This is a genomic window from Pseudomonas sp. LAM2023, from assembly GCF_016620375.1.
In the GTDB taxonomy this organism is placed as follows: Bacteria; Pseudomonadota; Gammaproteobacteria; order Pseudomonadales; family Pseudomonadaceae; genus Aquipseudomonas; species Aquipseudomonas anuradhapurensis.
In genome coordinates this window covers 439,042-463,236 of record NZ_JAENHV010000026.1, presented here as the reverse complement: position 1 = coordinate 463,236, position 24,195 = coordinate 439,042, and the positions used below count along the sequence as shown (strand labels likewise).

Here is a 24,195-nt window from a genome sequence, read left to right as displayed (position 1 = left end):
ATGGAACGTCCGCGTTTTCGTCCCTATTTCCTTCACCCTCGTTTCTGGGGCCTGTGGCTGGGCCTGGGCCTGCTGTGGCTGGTGGTCCAGCTGCCGTACCGGGTGCTGTTGAAGGTCGGTGCCGCGCTGGGGGCGGTGATGTACCGCTTTGCCGGTGAGCGGCGGCGCATTGCCGCGCGCAACCTGGAGCTGTGTTTCCCGGAGCTGTCGGTCGACGAGCGGCAGCGTCTGCTCAAGGCCAATTTCGCTTCTACCGGCATCGCCTTCTTCGAAATGGCCATGAGCTGGTGGTGGCCCAAGGCACGCCTGGCGCGCCTGGCGCATGTCGAGGGGCTGGAGCACCTGCAGGCCGCCCAGCAGGCGGGGCAGGGCGCGATCCTGATGGCGGTGCACTTCACCACCCTGGAAATCGGCGCCGCGCTGCTCGGCCAGCAGCACACCATCGACGGCATGTACCGCGAGCATGGCAACCCGTTGTTCGATTTCATCCAGCGCAGCGGCCGCGAGCGGCATAACCTCGACTCGCTGGCAGTGGAGCGCGAGGATGTGCGCGGCATGCTCAAGCTGCTGCGTTCGGGCCGGGCGATCTGGTACGCACCGGACCAGGACTACGGTGCCAAGCAGAGCATCTTCGTACCGTTGTTCGGCATCCCGGCAGCGACGGTGACCGCCACCACCAAGTTCGCCCGCCTGGGCAAGGCGCAGGTGATTCCGTTCACCCAGAAGCGCCTGGAGGATGGCAGCGGCTATCGTCTGGTGATACACCCGCCGCTGGCCGACTTCCCCGGCGAAAGCGAGGAGGCCGACTGCCTGCGCATCAACCAGTGGGTCGAGCGCGTGTTGCGTGAATGCCCCGAGCAGTACCTGTGGGCGCACCGGCGCTTCAAGTCGCGGCCCGAAGGGGCACCGCGGCTGTATGACAAGAAAAACCGCTGAGCCTGCTTTGCCTGTGCCGGCCTATTCGCGGGTAAACCCGCTCCCACAGGTTCTGCACAGGCCTTGAAAGCTGTGCAATACCTGTGGGAGCGGGTTTACCCGCGAATAGGCCGGCACTGACAGCACATCAACTCCAGGAAGGACTCGTATGGCCCCACCCCCGGTAACCGGTCTTATCCTTTCTGGCGGCGGCGCCCGTGCCGCCTACCAGGTCGGCGTGCTGGCCGGCATCGCCGAGCTGTTGCCTGCCGGCGCACATAACCCGTTCCCGGTCATCGTCGGCACCTCTGCCGGCGCCATCAACGCGGTGACCCTGGCCAGTGGCGCGACGCACTTCCATGACACGGTGCAAAAGCTCACGGCGTTCTGGCAGAACTTCCGCAGCCACCTGGTCATCCGCAGCGACTGGCCTGGCGTGGTCCGCCAGGCCAGTCGCTTCGTTGCCCACAACCTGCTGGGCCTGGGCCGCCCGGGGCCGGTGGCGTTGCTCGACAGCAGCCCACTGCGCAACCTTCTGCAGTCGCACCTGAACCTGGACGGGATCGCGCATTCCCTGGCTGCCGAACAATTGCGGGCCGTCGCGGTGACCGCATTCGGCTATGAGTCCGGCCAGGCAGTGACTTTCTACCAGGGCCGCGGCACCATCGAAGCCTGGTTGCGCCACCGCCGCATTGGCATGCCGGCGCCTTTGACCATCGACCACCTGTTGGCCAGCGCGGCCATCCCGTTGCTGTTCGCTCCGGTACAGCTCGGCGATGAGTATTACGGTGATGGCGCAGTACGCCAGTCGGCGCCGATCAGCCCGGCCCTGCACCTGGGCGCCAGCCGCGTTCTGGTGGTCGGGGTCAGCGGCAACCCGCAGCGGCCAGCGCCGCCCTTGCCGGCCCAGCGCATATTCAGCGGGCAGCAGCCGAGCCTGGCGCAGATTGGTGGGCACATGCTCAACAGTACGTTCATCGACAGCCTGGAAGACGACATCGAACTGCTGCAGCGCCTCAACCACCTCAGCCGCCTGTTGCCGGCGCACCTCGATGCCCGGCGCCTGGGGCTGGCACCCATCGACGTGCTGGTGGTGGCGCCCAGCCAACCGCTGGACGAGATCGCCGCACGCCACCGGCGCGAGCTGCCGGCGGCGTTGCGCGTGTTCCTGCGCGGGCCGGGGGCGACCCGGACCAGCGGCGCGGGGGTGTTGAGTTACCTGCTGTTCGAGGCCAGCTATTGCAGCGAGCTGATCGAACTGGGGCGCAGGGATGCCTTGGCCAAGAAGCGGGAGTTGTGCCAGTTCCTCGGTATCTGATGCTGCCTGTTCAGGCCCTGTCGCCGGCAAGCTGGCGACAGGGGCGAGAGCGCTGTTATTCGGCTATCTGCAGCTTGCGCGCCTGGGTATACACATAGCGCACCTTTTCATACTCGAACGGCGAGTTGAGCTGGCCGTAGCGGAAGTTGGTGGTATAGCGCTTGTCCACCACGCGCAGGGCAAAGATTTCCGGGTGGTCACTGCTGGCTTCGGCCACGTTCAGGTAGTTGATCGCCTGCTCGCCGGCATAGTCCACCACCAGCCCGGTGGTGTCGCGCAGGTTCGACGGCCCCAACACCGGCAGCATCAGGTACGGGCCGTCCGGCACGCCGTAGAAGCCCAGGGTCTGGCCAAAGTCCTCGCTCTGGCGCGGCAGGCCCATCTTGGTCGCCGGGTCCCACAGCCCACCGACGCCGATGATGGTGTTGAACATCAGCCGTGCAGTGATCTCCGCCGAACGCTTGGCCTTGAGCTGCAACACGCTGTTGAACAGGTTCGGCACATCGCCCAGGTTATTGAAGAAGTTGCTCACGCCGGTCCGCACGAAGCGCGGCGTGACGTATTGGTAACCGCTGACCAGTGGCAGCAGGACCCATTGGTCGAGGCGGTAGTTGAAGTGATAGATGCGCCGGTTGATCGACTCCAGCGGGTCGTACACGTTCAGCGCTTCCAGGGTGGAGCGCTCGAATTCTCGCTGGTCCAGCCCCGGGTTGAATTTCAGTTCGCGCAGCGGGTCGGTAAAACCATCGGCTTCCGGCGCCAGCGGCGCGGCGGTCACCTGCGGGTCGGCCTCGATCACGCTGGCCCGCGGGGCGGTCTCGGCAGCCAGGGCATGGCCGGCGGCTAACAGGGCAGTGGCGAGGAGGAGTTTGTTAACCACGGAAGAACTCCAGCATGGCGTCACTGTTGACGCGGTAATTGAGGTTGCCGCAATGGCCGCCGTGCGGGTAAAGGGTCAGGCGGTCGCCGAATACCTTGCGCAGGAAACCGATGTCGCCCGGGCCGAGGATGACATCGTCGGCGTTGTGCATCACGGCGATCTTGTCGCTGCTGCGCAGGTAGTCTTCCAGGGCATACAGGCTGACCTGGTTGACCAGCTGCAGGATGCTGTTGCCGTCGGTGCGGGCGCGCCACATGGGGATCACCTGCTCGGTCATGTAGCAGTCGAAGTCGCACTGCAACGCGCGCTTGAAGAACGGCGTGAGGCTGCTGCCCTCGGTAATCGGGAACTTCGGCGGAATGATCAGGCCGCGGCGGTTGATCAGGTCGGAGGTGAAGGCGATGTCGGCTGCGGAGAAGCGGAACGACGTGCCGATCAGCATGGCCATCTGTTCGTTGGACAGGTGCTGGCGCGACTGCTGGAAGTCGTACAGCAGGGCTTCATTGAGGTCGATGTAGCCTTTTTCCTGGAAGTAGCGGGTCAGCTTGGCCAGCATCAACTCGTAGAAGGTGGTGCTGCGGTCGATGCCCTTGACCTGGGTTTGCACCAGTTTGTCGAGGTTGTTGATCGAGGTGTACAGGTTGACCGGTGGGTTCAGCAGCAGCACGCGCTTGAAATTGAAGCTGCGGCGGGTTTCATCCAGGTGGCTGACAAAGGCGGCATCCAGTGCCCCCAGGCTGTAGCCGGTGAGATAGAACTCGCTGACCGGCAGGCGCGGGTGCTGGGCACGCACGGCCTGCATCACCCGGTACATGTCTTCGGCGTCTTCCTGGCTGACGCCAGGGGTGGCGAAGCGTGAAGCGGCGCTCATGAAGTCGTAACTGGTGGGTGAGGACAGTTGCACCACGTGGAAGCCGGCCTGGTAGAACAGCTTCTTCAGGTATTCGTTGATGCTGCTGGTGTAGGGCGCGCCAGTGCCGGCAATGATGAAGATCAGCGGTGCTTCACGGTCCTGGCGGGCCAGGCGGTACTTGAGCTTCTTCACCGCCCAGAAGTTGTCGGGCAGGCTGAACTCGCGGTCCGGGCGCAGGTTGAGGCTGTAGTCGGACTGGCTGATTTCGTCGTCGCCAGGCAGGCTGGGGCGCTGGTCCGGCGGCGTGGTGGCGATGGTCGCCTCGAACGGGTTGGTCAAGGGGTAGCCATAGCTCGCGGCGTCGATATCCCGCGCCGAAGCGGCCACAGCCAGGAGCAGGCCGCCAAGCAAGGCAGCGAGGCGCAAAGATCGAAGCATGTAATCCCCCAAAAGAACGCAAGGTCGAGCAGTGTGCAGGCTAGGACCACAGCGGGCCGGGCAAAGTTGCCAGGCGTGGTGGCCTTTTGTGTGCTTGTTATCTGCAACATAGCTGCAGGGTTGTGATTTTGCCTTACAACAAGCCATAAGCGATCATGGATGCTATCGATTACCGCTATTGGAGAACTGGATGTCTCGGTCGCTGCCGCTTGCGCTGCTTGTGCTGTTTCTGGGGCTTTGGCTTGCTGCCAGTTATGGCGTGCGCTATGGGCTGATGGAGGATGGCCAGTGGGTGGGGTTGTGCACGGCGCCGGCGGCTTACTGGCAATGTGAGGTGCGGTCGTTGCTGGGGTTGGGCATCCATCATCAGGTGCTGGCCTGGGGCGGGCTCGGGCTGGCGCTGCTGGCGCAGGTAGTTGGCGGCCGCGGCGGCTGGTGGCTGGCGCTGGTGGCGCTGGTGTTCGCAGTGCCGGCACTGGTGCTGTATACCGCCAGCATTGCCGTGTTCGCGCTGGTGCTGGCGGGGCTGCGCTTGGTGCGAGACGCTGGGGCCACGCCGTCCCTGTAGGAGCGGCCTTGTGTCGCGATGGGCTGCGCAGCAGCCCCGGCAATCTTGAGTCGTAGTCGAGATCCCGGGGGCCGCTTTGCGGCCCATCGCGACACAAGGCCGCTCCTACGGCGATAGTTGTTTTCAGGCCTTGCGCGTAATCCGCAAGCTGCGCCACAACGCCGCCGTCATCAGCACACTGACCAGCGCCCACAGCCAGGCCTGCTGGTTCTCCAGCCCCTCCACGAACAACTGCGGCGCCACCCCGGCACCCACGATGAACGCCAGCAACGCCACTTCCGCCCGCCGCGCCGCTACCGGCCACAGCGCAAACACCAGCGCCGGCAAGGCCAGCGCTGCGCTGGGGAAGCTGCGATAGCGTGGGTCGAATACCATTGCCAGCATGCTCACCGCCGCGGCAAAGCCCGCCGCCAGCAGCAGCCAGCCCGCGCGTGCCTGCAGCCAGGCGAACAGCCGCTCGCGCCAGCCGGCGCGCCGTGCCAGGGCCAGCACGGCATGGGCCAGAACCAGCAGGTTCAGCCCCGCCAGCAACAGCGCCCACAGCCATTCCCCGGCAAACCGCGCATGGGTGCGCATCAACTCGCCCCACAGCCCCAGGCAACCTGCGCCAAACGCCGCCAGCAGCGGTAGCAGCAGGGCGGTTGCCGGTGTAGCAGGGCGCCCGGCAAACACCAGCATGGCCGCCGCCAGCAGCGCACTGGCCAGCAACCACTGCGGCCAGTGCGGCAAGTTGCTCACTGGCCCTTCGAGTACGCCCTTGTCCTGCCGGTCGGCATCGTAAAGCCCCCAGTAACCGCCGACCGCCCCTTCGTTGGCGCGCTTCCATGGCTGGTCGAACGCCTCGATCAGGTTGTAGTGCCAGCCGTTGCTTTCCGCCATGGCGACGAAGCCGCGGATGAAGCGCGCCTCGTTGACCCGGCTCGGTACCGCGGTCTCGCGCTGGCGGCCTTCGCTGGGCCAGCCGGTTTCGCCGATCAATATGTCCTTGGGCGCGAAGCGCGTGCCGAATACCCGGCGCACATCGGCGACGTGGGCCAAGGCTTGATCGATGCCACGCGGGTCATCCTCCCAGTACGGCAGCAGGTGGATGGTGAGGAAGTCCACTGCCGGTGCCACTTGCGGGTGCTGCAGCCAGAACTCCCACACATCGGCGTAGGTCACCGGCACCTTTACCTGGCTTTTCACCCGGGCGATCAGCGTGGCCAGTTGTGTACCGGTGACTTCCTTGCGCAGCAGCGTCTCGTTGCCGACGATCACCGCGCTGACCACGTCGGGGTTGGCGTTGGCGGCGGCGATCAGCAGCTCGATTTCCTTCTCGGTGTCGGCCGCGTGGGCGTTGACCCAGGCGCCGAGCATCACCTTCAGCCCATGTTTGCGGGCCAGCGCCGGAATTGCCTCAAGGCCGCTCATCGAATAGGTGCGGATGCACTGAAAACGCTCGGCGAGCAATGCCAGGTCGGCGTCCATGCGTGCCGGGCGCAGGCGGAACGGCCGGTCGTAGGGCGACTGGTCCTTGTCGAACGGTGTGTACGAGGCGCATTGCAGCTTGTGCGTCGGGCTGGCGGCATCGGGCAGCTGCACCGGCTTGCCGAGCCCGTACCAGAGCCCTCCCAGGCCCAGCAGGGCAAGCACGCAGGCAAACAGGTACAACGGCAACAGCAGGCGGGCAGAGCGGGGCATCGGGCGGTCCATCGTCAGGTGCAAAAGGCTAGATAGTAGCCTGACGCCAAAGCTTTGGCATGCAAGGATCGCGCAGGTCGGCACTGGCGGATGGCGCTAATGGCATAGTGCTGTCGCATATGGGCGGGTACAGGTCGCACGTGGAGCAGGTCGCCCGGTGTGGCAGGAAGATGATGCAATCTCCTAGACCTGACGAGGGGATGCTTTGATGGCTGCTTTGAGAAAAATGCGACGTTTCCTGGGTGTGGGCACCGCCCTGGTAATGGCCATGGGCGCTGCACAGGCAATGGCTAAAGAAGTAAGCATTGGTTACGTGGATGGTTGGGCCGACAGCGTGGCAACCACCAACGTGGCCGCCGAAGTGATCAAGCAGAAGCTCGGCTACGACGTCAAGCTGCAGGCTGTGGCCACCGGGATCATGTGGCAGGGCGTGGCCACCGGCAAGCTCGATGCCATGTTGTCGGCCTGGTTGCCGGTGACCCATGGCGAATACTGGGCCAAGAACAAGGACAACGTGGTCGACTACGGCCCGAACTTCAAGGACGCCAAGATCGGCCTGATCGTCCCCGAGTACGTCAAGGCGGTGAGCATCGCCGACCTCAAGACCGACGACAGCTTCAAGCAGAAGATCGTCGGCATCGACGCCGGCTCTGGCGTCATGCTCAAGACCGAGCAGGCCATCAAGGATTACGACCTGACCGGCTACAAGCTGCAGGCCAGCTCCGGCGCGGCGATGACGGCAGAACTGGGCCGTGCCTACAACAAGCAGCAGTCGATCGCGGTGACCGGCTGGGTACCGCACTGGATGTTCGCCAAGTGGAAGCTGAAGTTCCTCGAAGACCCGAAAGGCGTGTACGGCGCTGCGGAAACCGTGAACAGCATCGGCAGCAAGGAACTGGCGAGCAAGGCGCCGGAAGTGGCGGAGTTCCTGAAGAAGTTCAGCTGGCAGTCGAAGGACGAGATTGGCGAGGTGATGCTGGCGATCCAGGAAGGGGCCAAGCCTGAAGCGGCGGCCAAGGACTGGGTGGCCAAGCACCCTGATCGGGTGAAGGAGTGGACCGGCAAGTAACAACCCGTCAGGGCCAGTTTTGCTGCTTCGCGGGCACGCCCGCTCCCACAGGAACTGCACCGACTTCAAGGGCAGCGAAAATCCTGTGGGAGCGGGCGTGCCCGCGAATGGCCCTTCACTTTGTTACGCAACTGGTAAAACACCGTTGCATCTAAGACTAAGGTCGTCTGGTTGGCGTCCGACAGCCGCATAAAGTAGGGGTCGTGGGTACCACCCCTATCTGTGCTGCTAGGACAAAAACAATGAACGACAGCATTTACCTCTCGATACAAAACAGCCCCCGTTTCAAGGAGCTGGTCACCAAGCGCGAACGGTTCGCCTGGATTCTCTCGGCGATCATGCTCGGCCTGTATTGCGCCTTCATCCTCCTGATTGCCTACGGTCCGCAGATCCTCGGCACCAAGCTCAGCCCGGACTCCTCGATTACCTGGGGCATTCCCCTGGGCGTCGGCCTGATCGTCTCGGCATTCGTGCTGACCGCCATCTACGTGCGCCGCGCCAATGGCGAGTTCGATGAGCTGAACAAGGCCATCCTGAAGGAGGCGCAACAATGATTCGTCATGCCAAAACCCTGGCCGTACTGGCCTGCGGCGTCTTCGCACCCGCCGTGTGGGCTGCCGATGCCCTGACCGGCGAGGTGCAGAAACAACCGCTGAACGTTTCCGCCATCGCCATGTTCGTGGCCTTCGTCGCCTTCACCCTGGGCATTACCTACTGGGCCTCCAAGCGCAACAAGTCGGCCTCTGACTACTACGCCGCCGGTGGCAAGATCACGGGCTTCCAGAACGGCCTGGCGATTGCCGGTGACTACATGTCGGCGGCCTCGTTCCTGGGTATTTCCGCGCTGGTGTTCACCTCGGGCTACGATGGCCTGATCTACTCGATCGGCTTCCTGGTCGGCTGGCCGATCATCCTCTTCCTGATCGCCGAACGCCTGCGCAACCTGGGCAAGTACACCTTTGCCGACGTGGCCTCGTACCGCCTCGGGCAGAAGGAAATCCGCACCCTGTCGGCGTCCGGTTCGCTGGTGGTGGTAGCGTTCTACCTGATTGCGCAGATGGTCGGTGCCGGCAAGCTGATCGAGCTGCTGTTCGGCCTGGACTACCACGTGGCGGTGATCCTGGTGGGTATCCTGATGTGCCTGTACGTGCTGTTCGGCGGCATGCTGGCCACCACCTGGGTACAGATCATCAAGGCGGTGCTGCTGCTGTCCGGGGCCAGCTTCATGGCGCTGATGGTGATGAAGCACGTGGGCTTCGACTTCAACACGCTGTTCTCCGAAGCGATCAAGGTGCATGCCAAGGGCGAAGCGATCATGAGCCCGGGCGGCCTGGTCAAGGACCCGATCTCGGCCTTCTCGCTGGGCCTGGCGCTGATGTTCGGTACCGCCGGCCTGCCGCATATCCTGATGCGCTTCTTCACCGTCAGTGACGCCAAGGAAGCGCGCAAGAGCGTGCTGTATGCCACCGGTTTCATCGGCTACTTCTACATCCTGACCTTCATCATCGGCTTTGGCGCCATCCTGCTGGTCAGCACCAACCCGGCCTTCAAGGACGCCGCCGGCGCCCTGCTCGGTGGCAACAACATGGCCGCGGTGCACCTGGCCAATGCCGTAGGCGGCAGCGTGTTCCTCGGCTTCATCTCGGCGGTGGCCTTCGCCACCATCCTGGCGGTGGTCGCTGGCCTGACCCTGGCCGGTGCCTCGGCGGTGTCCCACGACCTGTACGCCAGCGTATGGCGCAAGGGCAAGGCCAACGACAAGGACGAGATCCGTGTGTCGAAGATCACCACCGTCGCCCTGGGCGTACTGGCGATCGGCCTGGGCATCCTGTTCGAGAAGCAGAATATCGCCTTCATGGTCGGGCTGGCGTTCTCCATCGCCGCCAGCTGCAACTTCCCGGTACTGCTGCTCTCGATGTACTGGAAGAAACTGACCACCCGCGGTGCCATGATCGGCGGCTGGCTGGGCCTGGTGAGTGCAGTGACGCTGATGGTCCTCGGCCCGACCATCTGGGTACAGATCCTCGGCCACGAAAAGCCGATCTACCCGTACGAGTATCCGGCACTGTTCTCGATGCTGATCGCCTTCATCGGTATCTGGTTCTTCTCGATCACCGACAAGTCCAAGGCTGCCGAAGACGAACGTGCGCTGTTCTTCCCGCAGTTCGTGCGTTCGCAGACTGGCCTGGGGGCATCGGGCGCTGTTTCGCACTGATCCTCACGGCAATGAAAAAACCGCGCTTCGGCGCGGTTTTTTCATGTCTGCGGCGCTAGATCATGCCTAGCAGCAACAACACCAGCAGGATCACCAGCACCACGCCGATGATGCCGGACGGGCCGTAGCCCCAGCTGCGTGAATGTGGGAAGACCGGTAAGCCACCAATCAACAGCAGAATCAGGATGATGATCAGAATCGTGGTCATGACGGAGTCCTTGCGTGGTTGGGGGTCAAGGGCCTCGGACTGCTGGCCTCTTGTAAATTGGGACCGACGCCGCTTGGGAAAGATTCCATTGGTGTACGGACAGTGCTGGCCACGGACGCATGCTGCCCCATTCACTAACTTGATGAACCCTGCCGTTACCCAGGCCCTTGTTTAGACTCCAGTCACTCTTCATGCAAACAAGGCCAGCCACCATGCAAAACCGCATCATGATCACCGGCGCCGGGTCCGGCCTCGGTCGCGAGATCGCCCTGCGCTGGGCGCGCGAGGGCTGGCGCCTGGCGTTGGCCGACGTCAACGAAGGCGGCCTGCGCGATACCCTGGAAGGCGTGCGCAAGGCCGGCGGCGACGGCTTCGTCCAGCGCTGCGACGTGCGTGACTACAGCCAGCTCACCGCCCTGGCCCAAGCCTGCAGCGAGCAGTTCGGCGGCATCGATGTGATCGTCAACAATGCCGGTGTCGCTTCGGGCGGGTTCTTCGCCGAACTGTCGCTGGAAGACTGGGACTGGCAGATCGCGGTCAACCTGATGGGCGTGGTCAAGGGCTGCAAGGCTTTCCTGCCGCTGCTGGAGCGCAGCAAGGGGCGCATCATCAACATCGCCTCGATGGCCGCGCTGATGCAGGGCCCGGGCATGAGCAACTACAACGTGGCCAAGGCCGGCGTGCTGGCCTTGTCGGAGAGCCTGCTGGTGGAATTGCGCCAGCTCGAGGTTGCGGTGCATGTGGTGTGCCCGTCGTTCTTCCAGACCAACCTGCTGGATTCGTTCCGCGGGCCGAACCCGGCGATGAAAGCGCAGGTGGGCAAACTGCTGGAAGGCTCGCCGATCAATGCGGCGGACATTGCCGACTACATCCATCAGCAGGTCAGCGCCGGCGAGTTCCTCATCCTGCCCCACGAGGCCGGGCGCCAGGCTTGGCAACTGAAGCGCCAGGCGCCCGAGCGGCTGTATGACGAGATGGCCGACATGGCGGTGAAAATGCGCGCCAAAGCCCATTCCCGCTGATTGATCTGTAAGGAAAATTACCTAGAAATGTAGGGCGCTTCTGATTATCAGCGGAACTATTGAGTAGCCAAATGCCAGCAAGGCAGGCTCCGGTTTTCCCTTTCGCTGGAGGACTGGAGCATGTTGGTAATTGGACGCGAAGTGGGGCAGGTCATCGTGATCGGCGATGACATTCGGCTCATGGTGGTGGAAACGCGGGACGGAATGGTCCGCTTTGGCGTGGATGCACCGCGCGAAGTGCCGGTGCATCGGGCCGAAGTGTACAAGCGCATCAAGGAGGCCAAGCCAGGCAAAGCCTGATGGCGCCGGCCCAGGCCTGCTAGTCGAGCAACTCGCGCGGCACATCATGCCTGGCCAGCAGCTGGCACTGCTGGCTTTCCGGGTCGAACAGGATGAACGCCTGGCCCTTGGCCAAGGCCTGGCGCACCCGCAGCACACGGGTTTCCAGCGGGGTATCGTCGCCGTTGTCGGTGCCGTCGCGGGTGACGAAGTCTTCGATCAGGCGGGTCAGGGTTTCGGCTTGCAGTTGGTCGTAAGGGATCAGCATGGTGGGCGGAGCCTAGGGAATTGATGGGCGCATGCTACGCGAAACACCTGGCCTTTTGGGGCCGCGTTGCGGCCCGATCGCCGGCTGGGCGGCGCCCACAGGCCTCGGGCATCGCGCTGTTCCGTGGGCGCTGGCTTGCCGGCGATCGGGCTGCAACGCAGCCCTTGGCCTCAAGCCTTGTGACCGACCAGGCTATCCACCGCCGGCACCCGTGTATCACTTTCCATCTGCGCATCATGCTCCAACTGGTGGCTGAAGCGCTCCAACGAGGTATTGGCCGGTTGCGAGTCGCTGGCAAACACTGGCGGGCTGAGCAGGTACGCCGACAGCAACCGGCTCAGCGCCGCCAGGCTGTCGATGTGCGTGCGTTCGTAGCCATGGGTGGCATCGCAGCCAAATGCCACCAGCGCGGTACGAATATCGTGCCCGGCGGTCACCGCCGAATGGGCATCGCTGAAGTAATAGCGGAACAGGTCGCGGCGCACCGGCAGGTCGTGGTCGCCGGCCAGTTTCAGCAAGTGCCGCGACAGGTGGTAGTCGTAAGGCCCCGACGAGTCCTGCATGGCCACGCTCACGGCATGCTCGCTGGAAGCCTGGCCGGGCGCTACCGGGGCGATGTCGATACCGACGAATTCGCTGACGTCCCAGGGCAGCGCCCCGGCCGCCCCCGAGCCGGTCTCTTCGGTAATGGTGAACAGCGGGTGGCAGTCGATCAGTGGCTGGCGGCCGCTTTCCACCACCGCCTTCAGTGCCGCCAGCAGCGCGGCCACACCGGCCTTGTCGTCCAGGTGGCGGGCGCTGATGTGGCCGCTGTCGGTGAATTCGGGCAGCGGGTCGAAGGCGACGAAGTCACCGATGCTTACACCCAGCGCCTCGCAATCGGCGCGCGTGGCACAGTAGGCGTCCAGGCGCACTTCCACATGCTCCCAGCTGATCGGCATCTGGTCGATGGCGGTGTTGAAGGCGTGCCCGCTGGCCATCAGTGGCAGCACGCTGCCACGGAACACGCCGGTGTCGGTGAACACGCTGACCCGGCTGCCCTCGGCGAAGCGGCTCGACCAGCAGCCGACCGGCGCCAGGGCCAGGCGACCGTTGTCGAGCAACTGGCGGACGCTGGCGCCGATGGTGTCGAGGTGGGCGGACACGGCGCGGTCCGGCGAGTTTTGCCGGCCCTTGAGCGTGGCGCGGATGGTGCCGCGGCGGGTCAGCTCGAAGGGAATGCCCAGCTCCTCCAGGCGTTCGGCCACGTAGCGCACGATGGTGTCGGTGAAACCGGTGGGGCTGGGGATGGCGAGCATCTCCAGCAGCACGCGTTTGAGGTAGTCGAGATCGGGTTCGGGGAGTCGTTCGGACATGAGTACTCCTTGGAAATTGCATTGATTCTTCGCGGGCGTGCCCGCGAAGAGGCCATCAGTCGTTACGCCAAAGGCCGGCTATGCGGGAACAGCAGGTCGATGAAACGCTCGGCGGTCGGTTGCGGTTCGTGGTTGGCCAACCCGGCCCGCTCGTTGGCCTCGATGATCACGTACTCCGGCTGCTCGGCATCGCGCACCATGAAGTCCAACCCCACCACCGGGATCTCCAGTGCCCGCGCTGCCCGCACGGCGGCCTCGGCCAGTGCCGGGTGCAAGCGTTCGGTCACGTCTTCGAGGGTGCCGCCGGTGTGCAGGTTGGCGGTGCGCCGCACGGCCAGGCGCTGGCCCGCAGGCAGGACATCGTCGTAGCCATGGCCCGCGGTGCCCAGGGTGCGTTCGGTCTCTTCGTCCACGGGGATCCTGCTTTCGCCCCCGGTGGCCGCCTGGCGCCGTCGGCTCTGGGCGTCGATCAGCTGGCGAATGCTGTGCTTGCCATCGCCCACCACCTGCGCCGGGTGGCGAATGGCGGCCGCCACTACTTCATAACCGATGACCACGATGCGCAGGTCATGCCCGGCATGGAAGCTTTCCAGCAACACGCGGCTGTCGAACTGGCGTGCCTGTTCGACGGCGCGGGTGATGTCCTCGATGCTGGTGAGGTTGACGGCAACCCCTTGGCCCTGCTCGCCATCGACCGGTTTGACCACCACCGCCGCGTGCTCTTCGAGAAACGCCAGGTTGTCGTCGGCATTGCCGGCCAGCTGCTGTGCCGGCACCTTGAGCCCGGCGTTGTGCAGGGCTTGCCGGGTCAGGCGCTTGTCCTGGCACAGGGTCATGGTCACGGCGCTGGTCAGGTCGCTGAGCGATTCCCGGCAGCGGATGCGGCGCCCGCCCAGGCTGAGGGTGAACAGCCCGGCAGCGGCATCATCGACCTGCACCTCGATACCCCGGCGCAGGGCCTCGTCGACGATGATGCGCGCATACGGGTTGAGGTCGGCCTGCGGCCCGGGGCCGAGGAACAGCTGCTCGTTGATGCCGTTCTTGCGCTTGACCGCGAAGGTCGGCAGGTTGCGAAACCCCAGCTTCTGGTACAGGCGCTTGGCCTGGCGGTTGTCGTGCAGCACCGACAGATCCAGGTAGGCCAGGCCGCGGCTCATGAAGTGCTCGATCAGGTGGCGCACCAGCACTTCGCCGACGCCGGGGCGGGTACATTGCGGGTCCACCGCCAGGCACCAGAGGCTGCTGCCGTGCTCGGGGTCGTCGAACGCCTTGGCATGGTTCAGGCCCATGACGCTGCCGATGACCGCACCGCTGTCTTCGTCTTCGGCCAGCCAGTAGACGGGGCCGCCCTGGTCAAGCGGGGTGAGCAGCTCGGGGACGACCGGCAACATGCCGCGCGCCTGGTACAGGGTGTTGATCGCCTGCCAGTCACCGGGGTTCTGTGCCCGGCGCACGCGGAAACCACGGAACACCCGCTGTGCCGGGCGATAGTCGGGGAACCACAGGCGCAGGGTGTCGGACGGGTCGAGGAACAGTTGTTGTGGTGCATGGGCCAGCACCTGTTGGGGCGCGGCCACGTACAACGCGATGTCACGTTCGCCCGGGCACTCGCCCAGCAGGTCCTCGGCCAGCCTGGCCGGGTCGGCGTAGGTATGGCCGATCAGCAGCCGGCCCCAGCCGCAATGCACGGCGCGTGGCTGGTCGTGGGGCTGGCTGCCATCACCGGCCAGGCGCGCCTGCAGGCGTTCGTAGGAGGGCGCCTGGCCGCGCAGCAGGCGCTGGCCGTAGGCAGTTTCGTGGGCTTTCATCGCTCAGAGTCCTTGTTCGGTCAGCCACAGGTTCAGTGCCGCCAGCTGCCACAGCTTGGAGCCGCGCAGCGGGGTCAACTGGCCGTGCGGGTTGTTCAGCAGGCGGTCGAGCATGGCCGGGTTGAACAACCCGCGGTCCTGGCTGGGGTCGGTCAGCAGTTCCCGCACCCAGCCAAGGGTGGCGCCATCCAGGTGCTTCAGGCCCGGTACCGGGAAGTAGCCCTTCTTGCGGTCGATCACCTCGTGCGGGATCACCCGTCGTGCAGCTTGCTTGAGTACCTGCTTGCCGCCGTCGGGCAGCTTGAAGCGTGCGGGAATGCGCGCCGACAGTTCCACCAGGCGGTAATCGAGGAACGGCGTGCGTGCCTCCAGGCCCCAGGCCATGGTCATGTTGTCCACCCGTTTGACCGGGTCGTCGACCAGCATCACCGTGCTGTCCAGGCGCAGCGCCTTGTCGACCGCATCGGGGGCACCGGGGCGGGCGAAATGTTCGCGCACGAACTCGCCCGCGGCATCGGTTTCCAGCAGCCAGGGCGTTTGCACGGTGTCGCGGTATTCGGCGTGGCTACGGTCGAAGAAGGCCTCGCGGTAGGCGCTGAAGGGGTCCTCGGCGCCGTCCACCTGCGGGTACCAGTGGTAGCCGGCGAACAGTTCATCGGCGCCCTGGCCGCTTTGCACGCCCTTGCAGTGCTTCGCCACTTCCCGCGACAGCAGGTAGAAGGCGATGCAGTCGTGGCTGACCATCGGTTCGCTCATGGCGCGGAACGCCGCCGGCAGTTGCTCGATGACCTCATGCTCGGCAATACGCAACTGGTGGTGACGGGTGCGGTAATGCCGGGCGATCAGGTCGGAGTACTGGAACTCGTCGCCGCGTTCGCCGCCGGCATCCTCGAAACCGATGGAGAAGGTCGACAGGTCGTCCACGCCCGCTTCGCGCAGCAGGCCGACCAGCAGGCTGGAGTCGACCCCGCCGGACAGCAGCACGCCCACGTCCACCGCGGCACGTTGGCGGATGGCCACGGCCTCGCGGGTGGCGTCGAGCACCCGGGTGGTCCAGCCTTCGAGGTCCAGCTCGCGCTCGTCGGGCGTGGCGCCGTAATGCAGCTGCCACCAGGTCTGGCGTTCCACTTCGCCATGGCGGTCGATGCGCATCCAGGTGCCGGGTTCGAGCTTCTGCACATTGGCCAGCAGGGTGCGTGGCGCTGGTACCACCGCGTGGAAGTTCAGGTAGTGGTTGAGCGCTACCGGATCGAGCATCGGGTCGATGTCACCGCCCTTGAGCAGCGCCGGCAGGGTCGAGGCGAACCGCAGGCGCTCGCCGTTGCGCGACAGGTACAAGGGCTTGACGCCCAGGCGGTCGCGGGCTAGGAACAAGCGCTGGTTGTCACGCTCCCAGATGGCCAGGGCGAACATGCCGTTGAGCTTGGGCAGCAAGGCGGCGCCCCAGGCGTGGTAGCCCTTGAGCAGCACCTCGGTGTCGCCGTCGGACCAGAAGGTGTAGCCCAGCGCCTGCAGCTCCTGGCGCAGTTCGGGGAAGTTGTAGATGGCGCCGTTGAACGCCAGTGACAGGCCCAGGGTGTTGTCGACCATCGGCTGCGCCGAGCCGTCGGACAAGTCCATGATTTTCAGGCGCCGGTGGCCCAGGGCGATCGGGCCCTGGCTATGGAAGCCCCAGGCATCCGGGCCGCGCGGCGCCAGGTGATGGGTGATGCGCTCTACCGCAGCCAGGTCGGCTGGGCGAGGGGCTTGGTCGATCGGGGTGAAACGCAACTCTCCTGCTAATCCGCACATAGGTCCTTACCGGTTTTTCCGTTGGGGAGGGAGTGCCCCGGATTAGGGCACCTTAAGGAACTGACCCGTGCGGTTTGCGAGAGTTTTAGATCGATCTGTTATATGGGGTGGGGCGGTGGGTGGTTTGTCTTGGTATTTGGGGCGGCGCTCGATCTCCCGGGCGCTACAGGTCCAACGGCATACCCCGGCCCTGTCACCGCCCACGAATCAACCTGCGCAAGGCAAACCGGTTCGGATGACAGGCCTCCGCCACCGCCCGCGGCACCGGCAGTGGTTCCCCGCACACCCAGGCGGCCACCAGCTCGCCACTCAGCGGGGCGGTGATCAGCCCGCGCGAGCCATGCCCGCTGTTCACGTACAGGCCACCGAGCCACGGGCAGGCCACCTGCGGCATTTGCCGCGCATCCCGGCTGAGCACCGCATAGGCTTCGTTGAACGCCTCGGCATCGGCCAGCGGCCCGACGATCGGCAAGTAGTCGGGGCTGGTGCAGCGGAATGCCGCGCGCCCCTGCAACTGTGCCGGGTCCAGCTCGGCGGCGCCCAGGCGCTCGGCCAGGTCGGGGGAAATTTCATCCAGCAATGCCAGGTTGCCTTGGTGTTCGGCCAGCGTCGGTGCCAGGTCTTCGCTGTGGAAGTCGAAGCTTGCGCCCAGGGTATGCTCATCGCCGCGGGGTGGGGCCACGTAGCCCTCCGCACACACCACGGTGCGCAACGCGCGGCTGCCGGCAGTGGCTGGCAAGCGGGTGATCTGCCCGCGGATGCGCTTGAGCGGCAGCTGCGCGCACGCCTCGAAGCGCCGCACTTCGGCGGCCCCGGCCAGGACCACCACAGGTGCGCTGGCCAGCAGCCGTTCACCGGCCCAGGCTTGCCATTGCTCGCCGACCTTGCGCAGGTCGAGCACTGGCTGATGTGTCACCAGGCGAATGCGAGGGTGCTGCAACTGCTGCTGGCACAGCGCCGGCGGGTGCACCCAGCCACCCTCGGGATAGAACAGCCCGCCGGCCGGCAACGCCACACCGGCCATGGCTTCGGCTTCATCACGCTGCAGCGGATGCAGAAGGTCAGGGGCGAAGGCCGCTGCCAACTTGCCCTGGCGCTCGGCTTCCTTGCTGTCGAAGGCCAGCTGCAGCACGCCACAGGCATCCCAGTCGCGGCCGCGCTGCAGGCGCTCCAGCTGGCGCCGGGTGTAGCCGAAACCGGACAGGATCATCTGTGACAGCGCTGTGCCATGGGCCGACAGCTTGAGGTACAGCACCCCTTGCGGGTTGCCTGATGCTTCCCGTGCTGGCGCGTCGTGGCGTTCCAGCACGGTCACCTGCCAGCCGCGCCGGGCCAGGCTGGCGGCGCTGCAACTGCCGGCCAGCCCGGCACCGATGACCAGGGCCTCGCGTGGCCCTGCCGCGGCTGCCGGGCGTGCATACCAAGGGGGGCAGGGGGTAGGCGGGGTGCCGACGTAGGCGCCGCTCATCACTTCCCACTTCTTGCCGATGCCCGGCACCTTCTTCATGGCGAAGCCGGCATCGACCAGGCTGCGGCGTACCCAACCGGTGGTGGTGAACGTGCCCAGCACGGTGCCGGGGTGCGACAGCCGCGCCAGCTGCGCGAACAGCGCCGGGGTCCACATGTCGGGGTTCTTGGCCGGGGCGAAGCCGTCGAGGAACCACACATCGACCTGCGCATCGAGTTGCGGCAGTTGCTCCAGCACGTCACCGACCAGCAGGGTGAGGGTGACCCGCCCATTGGCGAAGGTGAACTGCTGGAAGCCAGGGTGCAGCGCCACGTACTGCGCCAGCAGGGGCTCGCTGTAGGCCGCCAGCTCCGGCCACAGGCGCACGGCACGGGCCATGTCGTCGCGGCCGAGCGGGTACTTCTCGACGCTGACGAAATGCAGGCGGGCTTCGGCGCCGGCATGCTGCTCGAACAGCTGCCAGGCGCAGTAGAAGTTCATGCCGGTGCCAAAGCCGGTTTCACCGATCACCAGGCAGGCATGCGGGGCGAGGGCGGCGAAACGTTCTGCCAGGCGGGTTTGTCCGAGAAACACATGACGGGTTTCTTCGATGCCTTCGTTGACCGCGAAATACACGTCGTCATATTGCCGCGAGTGTGGGCGGCCCTGGTCGTCCCAGTCGATCTGGGCGTGCTGGAGGAGGGTGGACATGGTTGGCTCGGTTGCAGCGGATAGGCGGATTTTAAGCTATCCGGGAGGTTTGCACAGGCTGTGTCGAGTGCTTCGCGGGCACAAATGAAATCCGCTAGTCTTGCTTATCCATTGAAGGAGCCAGTGCATGTTCGAATCCGCAGAAATCGGCCACAGCATCGACAAGGAGGCTTACGACGCCGAGGTGCCCGCCTTGCGCGAGGCCCTGCTCGAAGCCCAGTACGAACTCAAGCAGCAGGCGCGCTTCCCGGTGATCGTGCTGATCAACGGCATCGAAGGCGCCGGCAAGGGCGAGACGGTCAAGTTGCTCAACGAGTGGATGGACCCGCGGTTGATCGACGTGCTCACCTTCGACCAGCAAACCGACGAAGAGCTGGCCCGGCCCCCGGCCTGGCGCTACTGGCGAGCCTTGCCACCGAAGGGGCGGATGGGCGTGTTCTTCGGTAACTGGTACAGCCAGATGCTTCAGGGGCGGGTACATGGCCTGTTCAAGGATGCCGTGCTCGACCAGGCCATCACCGGCGCCGAGCGGCTCGAGGAAATGCTCTGCGACGAAGGTGCGCTGATCATCAAGTTCTGGTTCCACCTGTCCAAGAAGCAGATGAAGGCGCGCCTCAAGGCGCTGAAGGACGACCCGCTGCACAGCTGGCGCATCAGCCCGCTGGACTGGCAGCAGTCGGAAACCTACGACCGTTTCGTGCGCTTCGGTGAGCGCGTGCTGCGCCGCACCAGCCGCGACTATGCGCCATGGCACATCATCGAAGGCGTCGACCCCAACTACCGCAGCCTGGCGGTCGGGCGCATTCTGCTGGAAAGCCTGCAAGCAGCACTGGCCAGCGACCCCAAAGCCAAGCACCGGGGCAACGTCGCGCCGCTGGGCCGCAGCATCGACCAGCGCAGCCTGCTCGGCGCGCTGGACATGACCCTGCGCCTGGACAAGGCCGATTATCAGGAACAGCTGGTCACCGAGCAGGCCCGCCTGGCCGGCCTGCTGCGCGACAAGCGCATGCGCCGGCATGCCCTGGTGGCGGTGTTCGAAGGCAACGACGCCGCCGGCAAGGGCGGCGCCATCCGCCGCGTGGCGGCAGCGCTGGACCCGCGCCAGTACCGCATCGTGCCGATTGCCGCGCCCACCGAAGAAGAGCGCGCGCAGCCCTACCTGTGGCGGTTCTGGCGGCATATTCCGGCGCGCGGCAAGTTCACCATCTTCGACCGTTCCTGGTATGGCCGGGTGCTGGTGGAGCGGGTGGAAGGCTTCTGCAGCCCGGCCGACTGGATGCGCGCCTACAGCGAGATCAACGATTTCGAGGAACAGCTGGTGAATGCCGGCCTGGTGCTGGTCAAGTTCTGGCTGGCGATCGACCAGCAGACCCAACTGGAGCGTTTCGAGGAGCGCGAGCAGATCCCGTTCAAGCGCTACAAGATCACCGAGGATGACTGGCGCAACCGCGAGAAGTGGGACGACTATGTCCAGGCGGTGGGTGACATGGTCGACCGCACCAGCACTGAGATTGCGCCATGGACGCTGGTGGAGGCCAACGACAAGCGCTGGGCACGGGTGAAAGTGTTGCGCACCATCAACCAGGCGCTCGAGGCAGCGTTTGCCAAGGACAAGAAATAGCCGAATCGATGCTGCCTGTGCTTGCCCTTCCGCGGGCACGCCCGCTCCCACAGCAGTACCCCATGGCTGAAGCCTGGGGCCTTGTGCGAGCGGGTTTGCCGGCGAACAAGCCGGCACAGACAACTCGTCACCCAGGCATGCCATAGAAGAATGACCTGATGAATTCTTTTCTCTGCACTCGCCCCCGGCCTGGCCCTCCAAGCCTTTAGAATTCAACCACCCCCACCACGGGCTTGATCGAGGACTTTATGCACACCACTTCCGGCCGCTGGGGCTATGGCCTGTTCCTGGCACTTCTGACGGCGTTGCTCTGGGGCATCCTGCCGATCAAGCTCAAGCAGGTGCTGCAGGTGGTCGACCCGGTCACCGTCACCTGGTACCGCCTGCTGGTTTCCGGTGGGCTGCTGTTCGCCTGGCTGACGGCCCAGCGCCGTTTGCCGTCCATCCGCCAACTGACGCCCAGGGGCAAGGGGCTGGTGCTGGTGGCCGTGCTCGGCCTGATGGGCAACTATGTGCTGTACCTGATCGGCCTGAACCTGCTGAGCCCGGGTACCGCGCAACTGGTGGTGCAGCTTGGCCCGGTGTTGCTGCTGGTGGCCAGCGTGTTCGTGTTCCGCGAACGGTTCAGCCTGGGGCAGGGCATCGGGCTGCTGATTTTGCTGGCGGGGTTCGGCCTGTTCTTCAACCAGCGTCTGGAAGAGCTGCTGACCTCGCTCGGCACCTATACCACTGGCGTGCTGACCATCCTGCTGGCCACCACGATCTGGGTGTTCTACGCACTGAGCCAGAAGCAGCTGCTGACCGTGTGGAATTCGCAGCAAGTGATGATGGTGATCTACCTCGGTTGCGCCGCGTTGCTCACGCCATGGTTACACCCGTTGCAGGCGTTGCAGCTGACCCCGGTGCAGGGCTGGTTGCTGCTGGCCTGCTGCCTGAACACGCTGGTGGCCTATGGCGCGTTTGCCGAGGCGCTGGCGCACTGGGAGGCGTCGCGGGTGAGTGCCACGCTGGCGTTGACGCCGCTGGTGACCTTCGTCGCGGTGGCATTGGCGGCCTTGCTGTGGCCCGACTACGTGCATGCCGAGGACATCAATGCCCTGGGCTATGTCGGGGCGGTGACGGTGGTGCTGGGTTCGGCGCTGGTGGCGCTGGGGCCATCGCTGGTGGCTAGCTGGCGGGCCCGCAAATTCCGCAAAGTGGCCCGCTCTGTGTAGGAGCGGCCTTGCGTCGCGACGGGCTGCGCAGCAGCCCCAAAATTCTATGTCTCTGCCGAGCGTTCTGCGGCTGCTGCGCAGCCCGTCGCGACGCAAGGCCGCGCCCACACAGGGCGCGGTGTCCGGACCTCAGCCTTTTCCGCCTGGGGCCAGCATGTTCTCCGGCCGCACCCACTGGTCGAACTGCTCATTGGTCAGGTACTTCAATTCCAGTGCCGACTCGCGCAAGGTCTTGCCCTCGCCGTAGGCCTTCTTGGCAATTTCCGCAGCCTTGTCATAGCCGATGTGCGGGTTCAGCGCCGTTACCAGCATCAACCCGCGCTCCAGGTGCGCCGCCATCTGCTCGGCATCCGGCTCGATACCCGCCACGCAATGCTGCTGGAAGTTGCGGCAGCCATCGGCCAGCAGTTCGATCGACTGCAGCAGGTTGTGGATGATCACCGGCTTGAACACGTTCAGCTGCAAATGGCCCTGGCTGGCGGCAAAGCCGATCGCCGCGTCGTTGCCCAGCACCTGGCAGGCGAGCATCGACAAGGCTTCGCACTGGGTCGGGTTGACCTTGCCCGGCATGATCGAACTACCAGGCTCGTTGGCCGGCAGGCGCACTTCAGCCAGCCCGGCACGCGGGCCGGACCCCAGCAGGCGCAGGTCGTTGGCAATTTTCATCAGGGCCACAGCCAGGGTCTTGAGGGCTCCGGCCAGGCTGGTCAGCGGCTCATGCCCGGCAAGGGCGGCGAATTTGTTCGGTGCGGTGACGAACGGCAGGCCGGACAGCGCCGCCAGCTCGGCCGCGATGGCTTCGGCAAAACCATGCGGGGCGTTCAGCCCGGTGCCCACGGCGGTGCCGCCCTGGGCCAGTTCACAAACCGCCGGCAAGCTGGCGCGGATGGCGCGCTGGGCGTAGTCGAGCTGGGCGACGAACGCGGACACCTCCTGGCCGAAGGTGATCGGCGTGGCATCCATCATGTGCGTGCGGCCGGTCTTCACCAGCTGATGGTGGCGTGCCGACAGCTCGGCCAGCCCCGAGGACAGTTCGGCGATGGCCGGCAGCAGCTTGTCGTGTACCGCCTGGGCTGCAGCGATGTGCATGGCGGTGGGGAAGCAGTCGTTGGAGCTCTGCGAACGGTTGACGTGGTCGTTGGGGTGCACCGGCGCCTTGCCGCCACGGCCTTTGCCGGCCAGTTCGTTGGCCCGCCCGGCGATCACCTCGTTGACGTTCATGTTGCTCTGGGTGCCGCTGCCGGTCTGCCAGACCACCAGCGGAAACTGGTCGTCGTGCTGGCCGTCCAGCACTTCGTCGGCAGCTTGTTCGATCAGCCGGGCGATGTCGGCTGGCAAGTCGCCGTTGCGGTCGTTGACGCGTGCTGCGGCCTTCTTGATCAGCGCCAGGGCGTGCAACACCGCAATGGGCATGCGCTCCTTGCCGATGGCGAAGTTGATCAGCGAACGCTGGGTCTGCGCACCCCAGTAGGCGTCCTCAGGAACTTCGACCGGGCCCAGGCTGTCTGTCTCGATGCGGCTCATTCTGTACTCACTCCTGTGTAGTTCGAAATCGCAGTTTAGGCCCTGATTCGACCGAGCGGTTCCGTCGCTCGTCGTGCCACTTGAGCACATCGCCACCACGGCGCAGAATGCTCTACTCTGAGGTACCCGCCTCCGTCTCTTCTGAAGGAAATGCAATGACCCGTCTCCGTGTCCTTTGTGCCGCCGTTGCCCTGGCTTGCGCCAGCGGCCAGGTACTCGCTGCCACCGCCAGCCACAATGCTGCTGCCGAGAAATTCCTGACCCTGGCCAACGCCGACAAGCTGGGGACGCCGGTATACATGCAGGTCCAGCAGATGTTCGCCCAGCGTTTTGCCCAGACCAAGGCCCCGGCCACCAAGCAGTCGGTGCTGGAAAGCTACCAGGCCAAGGCCAACGCCGCGCTGGACAACGCCATCGGCTGGAAAAAGCTGAAGCCGAAGATGGTCGACCTGTACACCCAGACCTTCACCGAGCAGGAACTGAACGACCTGGTCAAGTTCTACGAATCGCCGCTGGGCAAGAAAGTGCTGCGTGAAATGCCCAAGGTCACCCAGCAGTCGGCCCAGCTGACCCAGCAGAGCCTGGAGCCTGCGGTACCGGTGGTGAACAAGCTGCTGGACGACATGACCAAGGAACTAGACCCGAACGCCGGCAAGGCCGTCGCCCCGGCGAAGAAGTGAGTACGCCGCGATGAGCATGCAACAGCGCATCGAACAGCAGCTGGCCGCCCTGGCGCCGCAACACCTGCAAGTGCTCGACGAAAGCCACATGCACAGTCGTGGTCAGGAGACCCACTACAAGGCAGTGATCGTCAGCGAGCAGTTTGCCGGGTTGAACAGCGTCAAGCGCCACCAGAAGGTGTACGCCACCATGGGTGAACTGATGGGCGAGATCCACGCTCTGGCCATTCACACCTACACCGCCGAAGAGTGGGCCAAGGTTGGCGCGGCACCCGCTTCGCCGGTGTGCGCGGGCGGCGGGCACTGAAACCATTCGGTTGTTCTGGTAGAA

22 protein-coding genes are annotated in these 24,195 nt (G+C 65.1%); 12 read left to right on the top strand and 10 right to left on the bottom strand.

The annotated features are described in order from the left end of the window. Nucleotides 1–936: a lipid A biosynthesis lauroyl acyltransferase gene (locus tag JKP78_RS17065; protein ID WP_186689549.1), complete on the top strand. Its 936-nt coding sequence runs from the start codon at nt 1–3 to the stop codon at nt 934–936. 148 nt (nt 937–1,084) lie between these two features. Next, a complete protein-coding gene (locus JKP78_RS17060; RefSeq protein WP_186689547.1) occupies nt 1,085–2,233 on the top strand; it encodes a patatin-like phospholipase family protein in 1,149 nt (382 codons plus the stop codon). Between the two features lie 55 nt (nt 2,234–2,288). Here JKP78_RS17060 and JKP78_RS17055 read toward each other — a convergent pair whose 3' ends face one another. Both JKP78_RS17055 and JKP78_RS17050 read right to left on the bottom strand, forming a co-directional pair. Then, nucleotides 2,289–3,032 carry an MlaA family lipoprotein gene (locus JKP78_RS17055; RefSeq protein ID WP_420831050.1) on the bottom strand — a complete coding sequence of 248 codons (744 nt, stop codon included), beginning with the start codon at nt 3,030–3,032 and terminating at the stop codon, nt 2,289–2,291. A 73-nt stretch (nt 3,033–3,105) separates the two neighbouring features. Then, nucleotides 3,106–4,404, bottom strand: coding sequence for a serine/threonine protein kinase (locus tag JKP78_RS17050; RefSeq protein ID WP_186689543.1), 1,299 nt, complete (start codon nt 4,402–4,404; stop codon nt 3,106–3,108). Between the two features lie 190 nt (nt 4,405–4,594). Between JKP78_RS17050 and JKP78_RS17045 the strand changes: the two genes are divergently transcribed. Next, nucleotides 4,595–4,972, top strand: coding sequence for a hypothetical protein (locus JKP78_RS17045; protein WP_186689541.1), 378 nt, complete (start codon nt 4,595–4,597; stop codon nt 4,970–4,972). Between the two features lie 123 nt (nt 4,973–5,095). On the opposite strand, the gene JKP78_RS17040 is transcribed toward JKP78_RS17045, so the two are convergent. Further along, nucleotides 5,096–6,664, bottom strand: coding sequence for a glycoside hydrolase family 17 protein (locus tag JKP78_RS17040; protein ID WP_200627047.1), 1,569 nt, complete (start codon nt 6,662–6,664; stop codon nt 5,096–5,098). Between the two features lie 196 nt (nt 6,665–6,860). On the opposite strand from JKP78_RS17040, the gene JKP78_RS17035 reads away from it, so the two are divergent. From JKP78_RS17035 to JKP78_RS17025, 3 genes are all read left to right on the top strand, one after another. After that, the gene (locus JKP78_RS17035; protein WP_186689538.1) at nt 6,861–7,721 is read left to right on the top strand and encodes a glycine betaine ABC transporter substrate-binding protein; all 861 of its coding nucleotides are present in this window, start codon (nt 6,861–6,863) and stop codon (nt 7,719–7,721) included. Between the two features lie 242 nt (nt 7,722–7,963). Further along, the gene (locus JKP78_RS17030) at nt 7,964–8,275 is read left to right on the top strand and encodes a DUF485 domain-containing protein (RefSeq protein ID WP_170028782.1); all 312 of its coding nucleotides are present in this window, start codon (nt 7,964–7,966) and stop codon (nt 8,273–8,275) included. Beyond that, nucleotides 8,272–9,936 carry a cation acetate symporter gene (locus JKP78_RS17025; protein WP_186689537.1) on the top strand — a complete coding sequence of 555 codons (1,665 nt, stop codon included), beginning with the start codon at nt 8,272–8,274 and terminating at the stop codon, nt 9,934–9,936. The genes JKP78_RS17030 and JKP78_RS17025 overlap by 4 nt, the downstream gene beginning before the upstream one ends. 55 nt (nt 9,937–9,991) lie before the next feature. Here the strand turns inward: JKP78_RS17025 and JKP78_RS17020 are convergent, their stop codons facing one another. Beyond that, on the bottom strand, nt 9,992–10,144 hold the full coding sequence (locus tag JKP78_RS17020) for a DUF3309 family protein (protein WP_003252624.1): 153 nt from the start codon (nt 10,142–10,144) through the stop codon (nt 9,992–9,994). A gap of 212 nt (nt 10,145–10,356) precedes the next feature. Here JKP78_RS17020 and JKP78_RS17015 point away from each other — a divergent pair, with 212 nt between their 5' ends. Then, nucleotides 10,357–11,166 (top strand): SDR family oxidoreductase, encoded by an 810-nt coding sequence (locus JKP78_RS17015; RefSeq protein ID WP_186689536.1) that lies wholly within the window; start codon nt 10,357–10,359, stop codon nt 11,164–11,166. A gap of 120 nt (nt 11,167–11,286) precedes the next feature. Next, nucleotides 11,287–11,466, top strand: a complete 180-nt coding sequence (locus JKP78_RS17010) for a carbon storage regulator (protein WP_200627046.1) — start codon at nt 11,287–11,289, stop codon at nt 11,464–11,466. A gap of 19 nt (nt 11,467–11,485) precedes the next feature. On the opposite strand, the gene JKP78_RS17005 is transcribed toward JKP78_RS17010, so the two are convergent. From JKP78_RS17005 to mnmC, 5 genes are all read right to left on the bottom strand, one after another. Beyond that, the gene (locus tag JKP78_RS17005) at nt 11,486–11,713 is read right to left on the bottom strand and encodes a YheU family protein (RefSeq protein WP_051099660.1); all 228 of its coding nucleotides are present in this window, start codon (nt 11,711–11,713) and stop codon (nt 11,486–11,488) included. Between the two features lie 170 nt (nt 11,714–11,883). Beyond that, entirely contained in the window at nt 11,884–13,068 is a 1,185-nt protein-coding gene (locus JKP78_RS17000; RefSeq protein WP_200627045.1) for an osmoprotectant NAGGN system M42 family peptidase, read from the bottom strand. A 62-nt stretch (nt 13,069–13,130) separates the two neighbouring features. Next, nucleotides 13,131–14,876 carry an N-acetylglutaminylglutamine synthetase gene (gene ngg, locus JKP78_RS16995; protein WP_186689534.1) on the bottom strand — a complete coding sequence of 582 codons (1,746 nt, stop codon included), beginning with the start codon at nt 14,874–14,876 and terminating at the stop codon, nt 13,131–13,133. 3 nt (nt 14,877–14,879) lie between these two features. Continuing rightward, nucleotides 14,880–16,667: an N-acetylglutaminylglutamine amidotransferase gene (locus JKP78_RS16990; protein ID WP_200627044.1), complete on the bottom strand. Its 1,788-nt coding sequence runs from the start codon at nt 16,665–16,667 to the stop codon at nt 14,880–14,882. A 193-nt stretch (nt 16,668–16,860) separates the two neighbouring features. Next, nucleotides 16,861–18,825, bottom strand: coding sequence for a bifunctional tRNA (5-methylaminomethyl-2-thiouridine)(34)-methyltransferase MnmD/FAD-dependent 5-carboxymethylaminomethyl-2-thiouridine(34) oxidoreductase MnmC (gene mnmC / locus JKP78_RS16985; RefSeq protein WP_200627043.1), 1,965 nt, complete (start codon nt 18,823–18,825; stop codon nt 16,861–16,863). Between the two features lie 127 nt (nt 18,826–18,952). Between mnmC and pap the strand changes: the two genes are divergently transcribed. Together pap and JKP78_RS16975 are read left to right on the top strand one after the other, a co-directional pair. Beyond that, nucleotides 18,953–20,446 carry a polyphosphate:AMP phosphotransferase gene (gene pap, locus JKP78_RS16980; protein WP_186689440.1) on the top strand — a complete coding sequence of 498 codons (1,494 nt, stop codon included), beginning with the start codon at nt 18,953–18,955 and terminating at the stop codon, nt 20,444–20,446. A gap of 248 nt (nt 20,447–20,694) precedes the next feature. After that, nucleotides 20,695–21,660 (top strand): DMT family transporter, encoded by a 966-nt coding sequence (locus JKP78_RS16975; RefSeq protein ID WP_200627042.1) that lies wholly within the window; start codon nt 20,695–20,697, stop codon nt 21,658–21,660. Nucleotides 21,661–21,789: 129 nt separating this feature from the next. Here the strand turns inward: JKP78_RS16975 and JKP78_RS16970 are convergent, their stop codons facing one another. Continuing rightward, complete coding sequence (locus JKP78_RS16970) at nt 21,790–23,184, bottom strand: class II fumarate hydratase (protein WP_200627041.1); 1,395 nt, start codon at nt 23,182–23,184, stop codon at nt 21,790–21,792. Between the two features lie 155 nt (nt 23,185–23,339). On the opposite strand from JKP78_RS16970, the gene JKP78_RS16965 reads away from it, so the two are divergent. Both JKP78_RS16965 and JKP78_RS16960 read left to right on the top strand, forming a co-directional pair. Further along, nucleotides 23,340–23,864 (top strand): DUF2059 domain-containing protein, encoded by a 525-nt coding sequence (locus tag JKP78_RS16965; RefSeq protein WP_170028793.1) that lies wholly within the window; start codon nt 23,340–23,342, stop codon nt 23,862–23,864. A gap of 10 nt (nt 23,865–23,874) precedes the next feature. After that, entirely contained in the window at nt 23,875–24,171 is a 297-nt protein-coding gene (locus JKP78_RS16960; RefSeq protein ID WP_200627040.1) for a BolA family protein, read from the top strand. Nucleotides 24,172–24,195 lie beyond the last annotated feature (24 nt).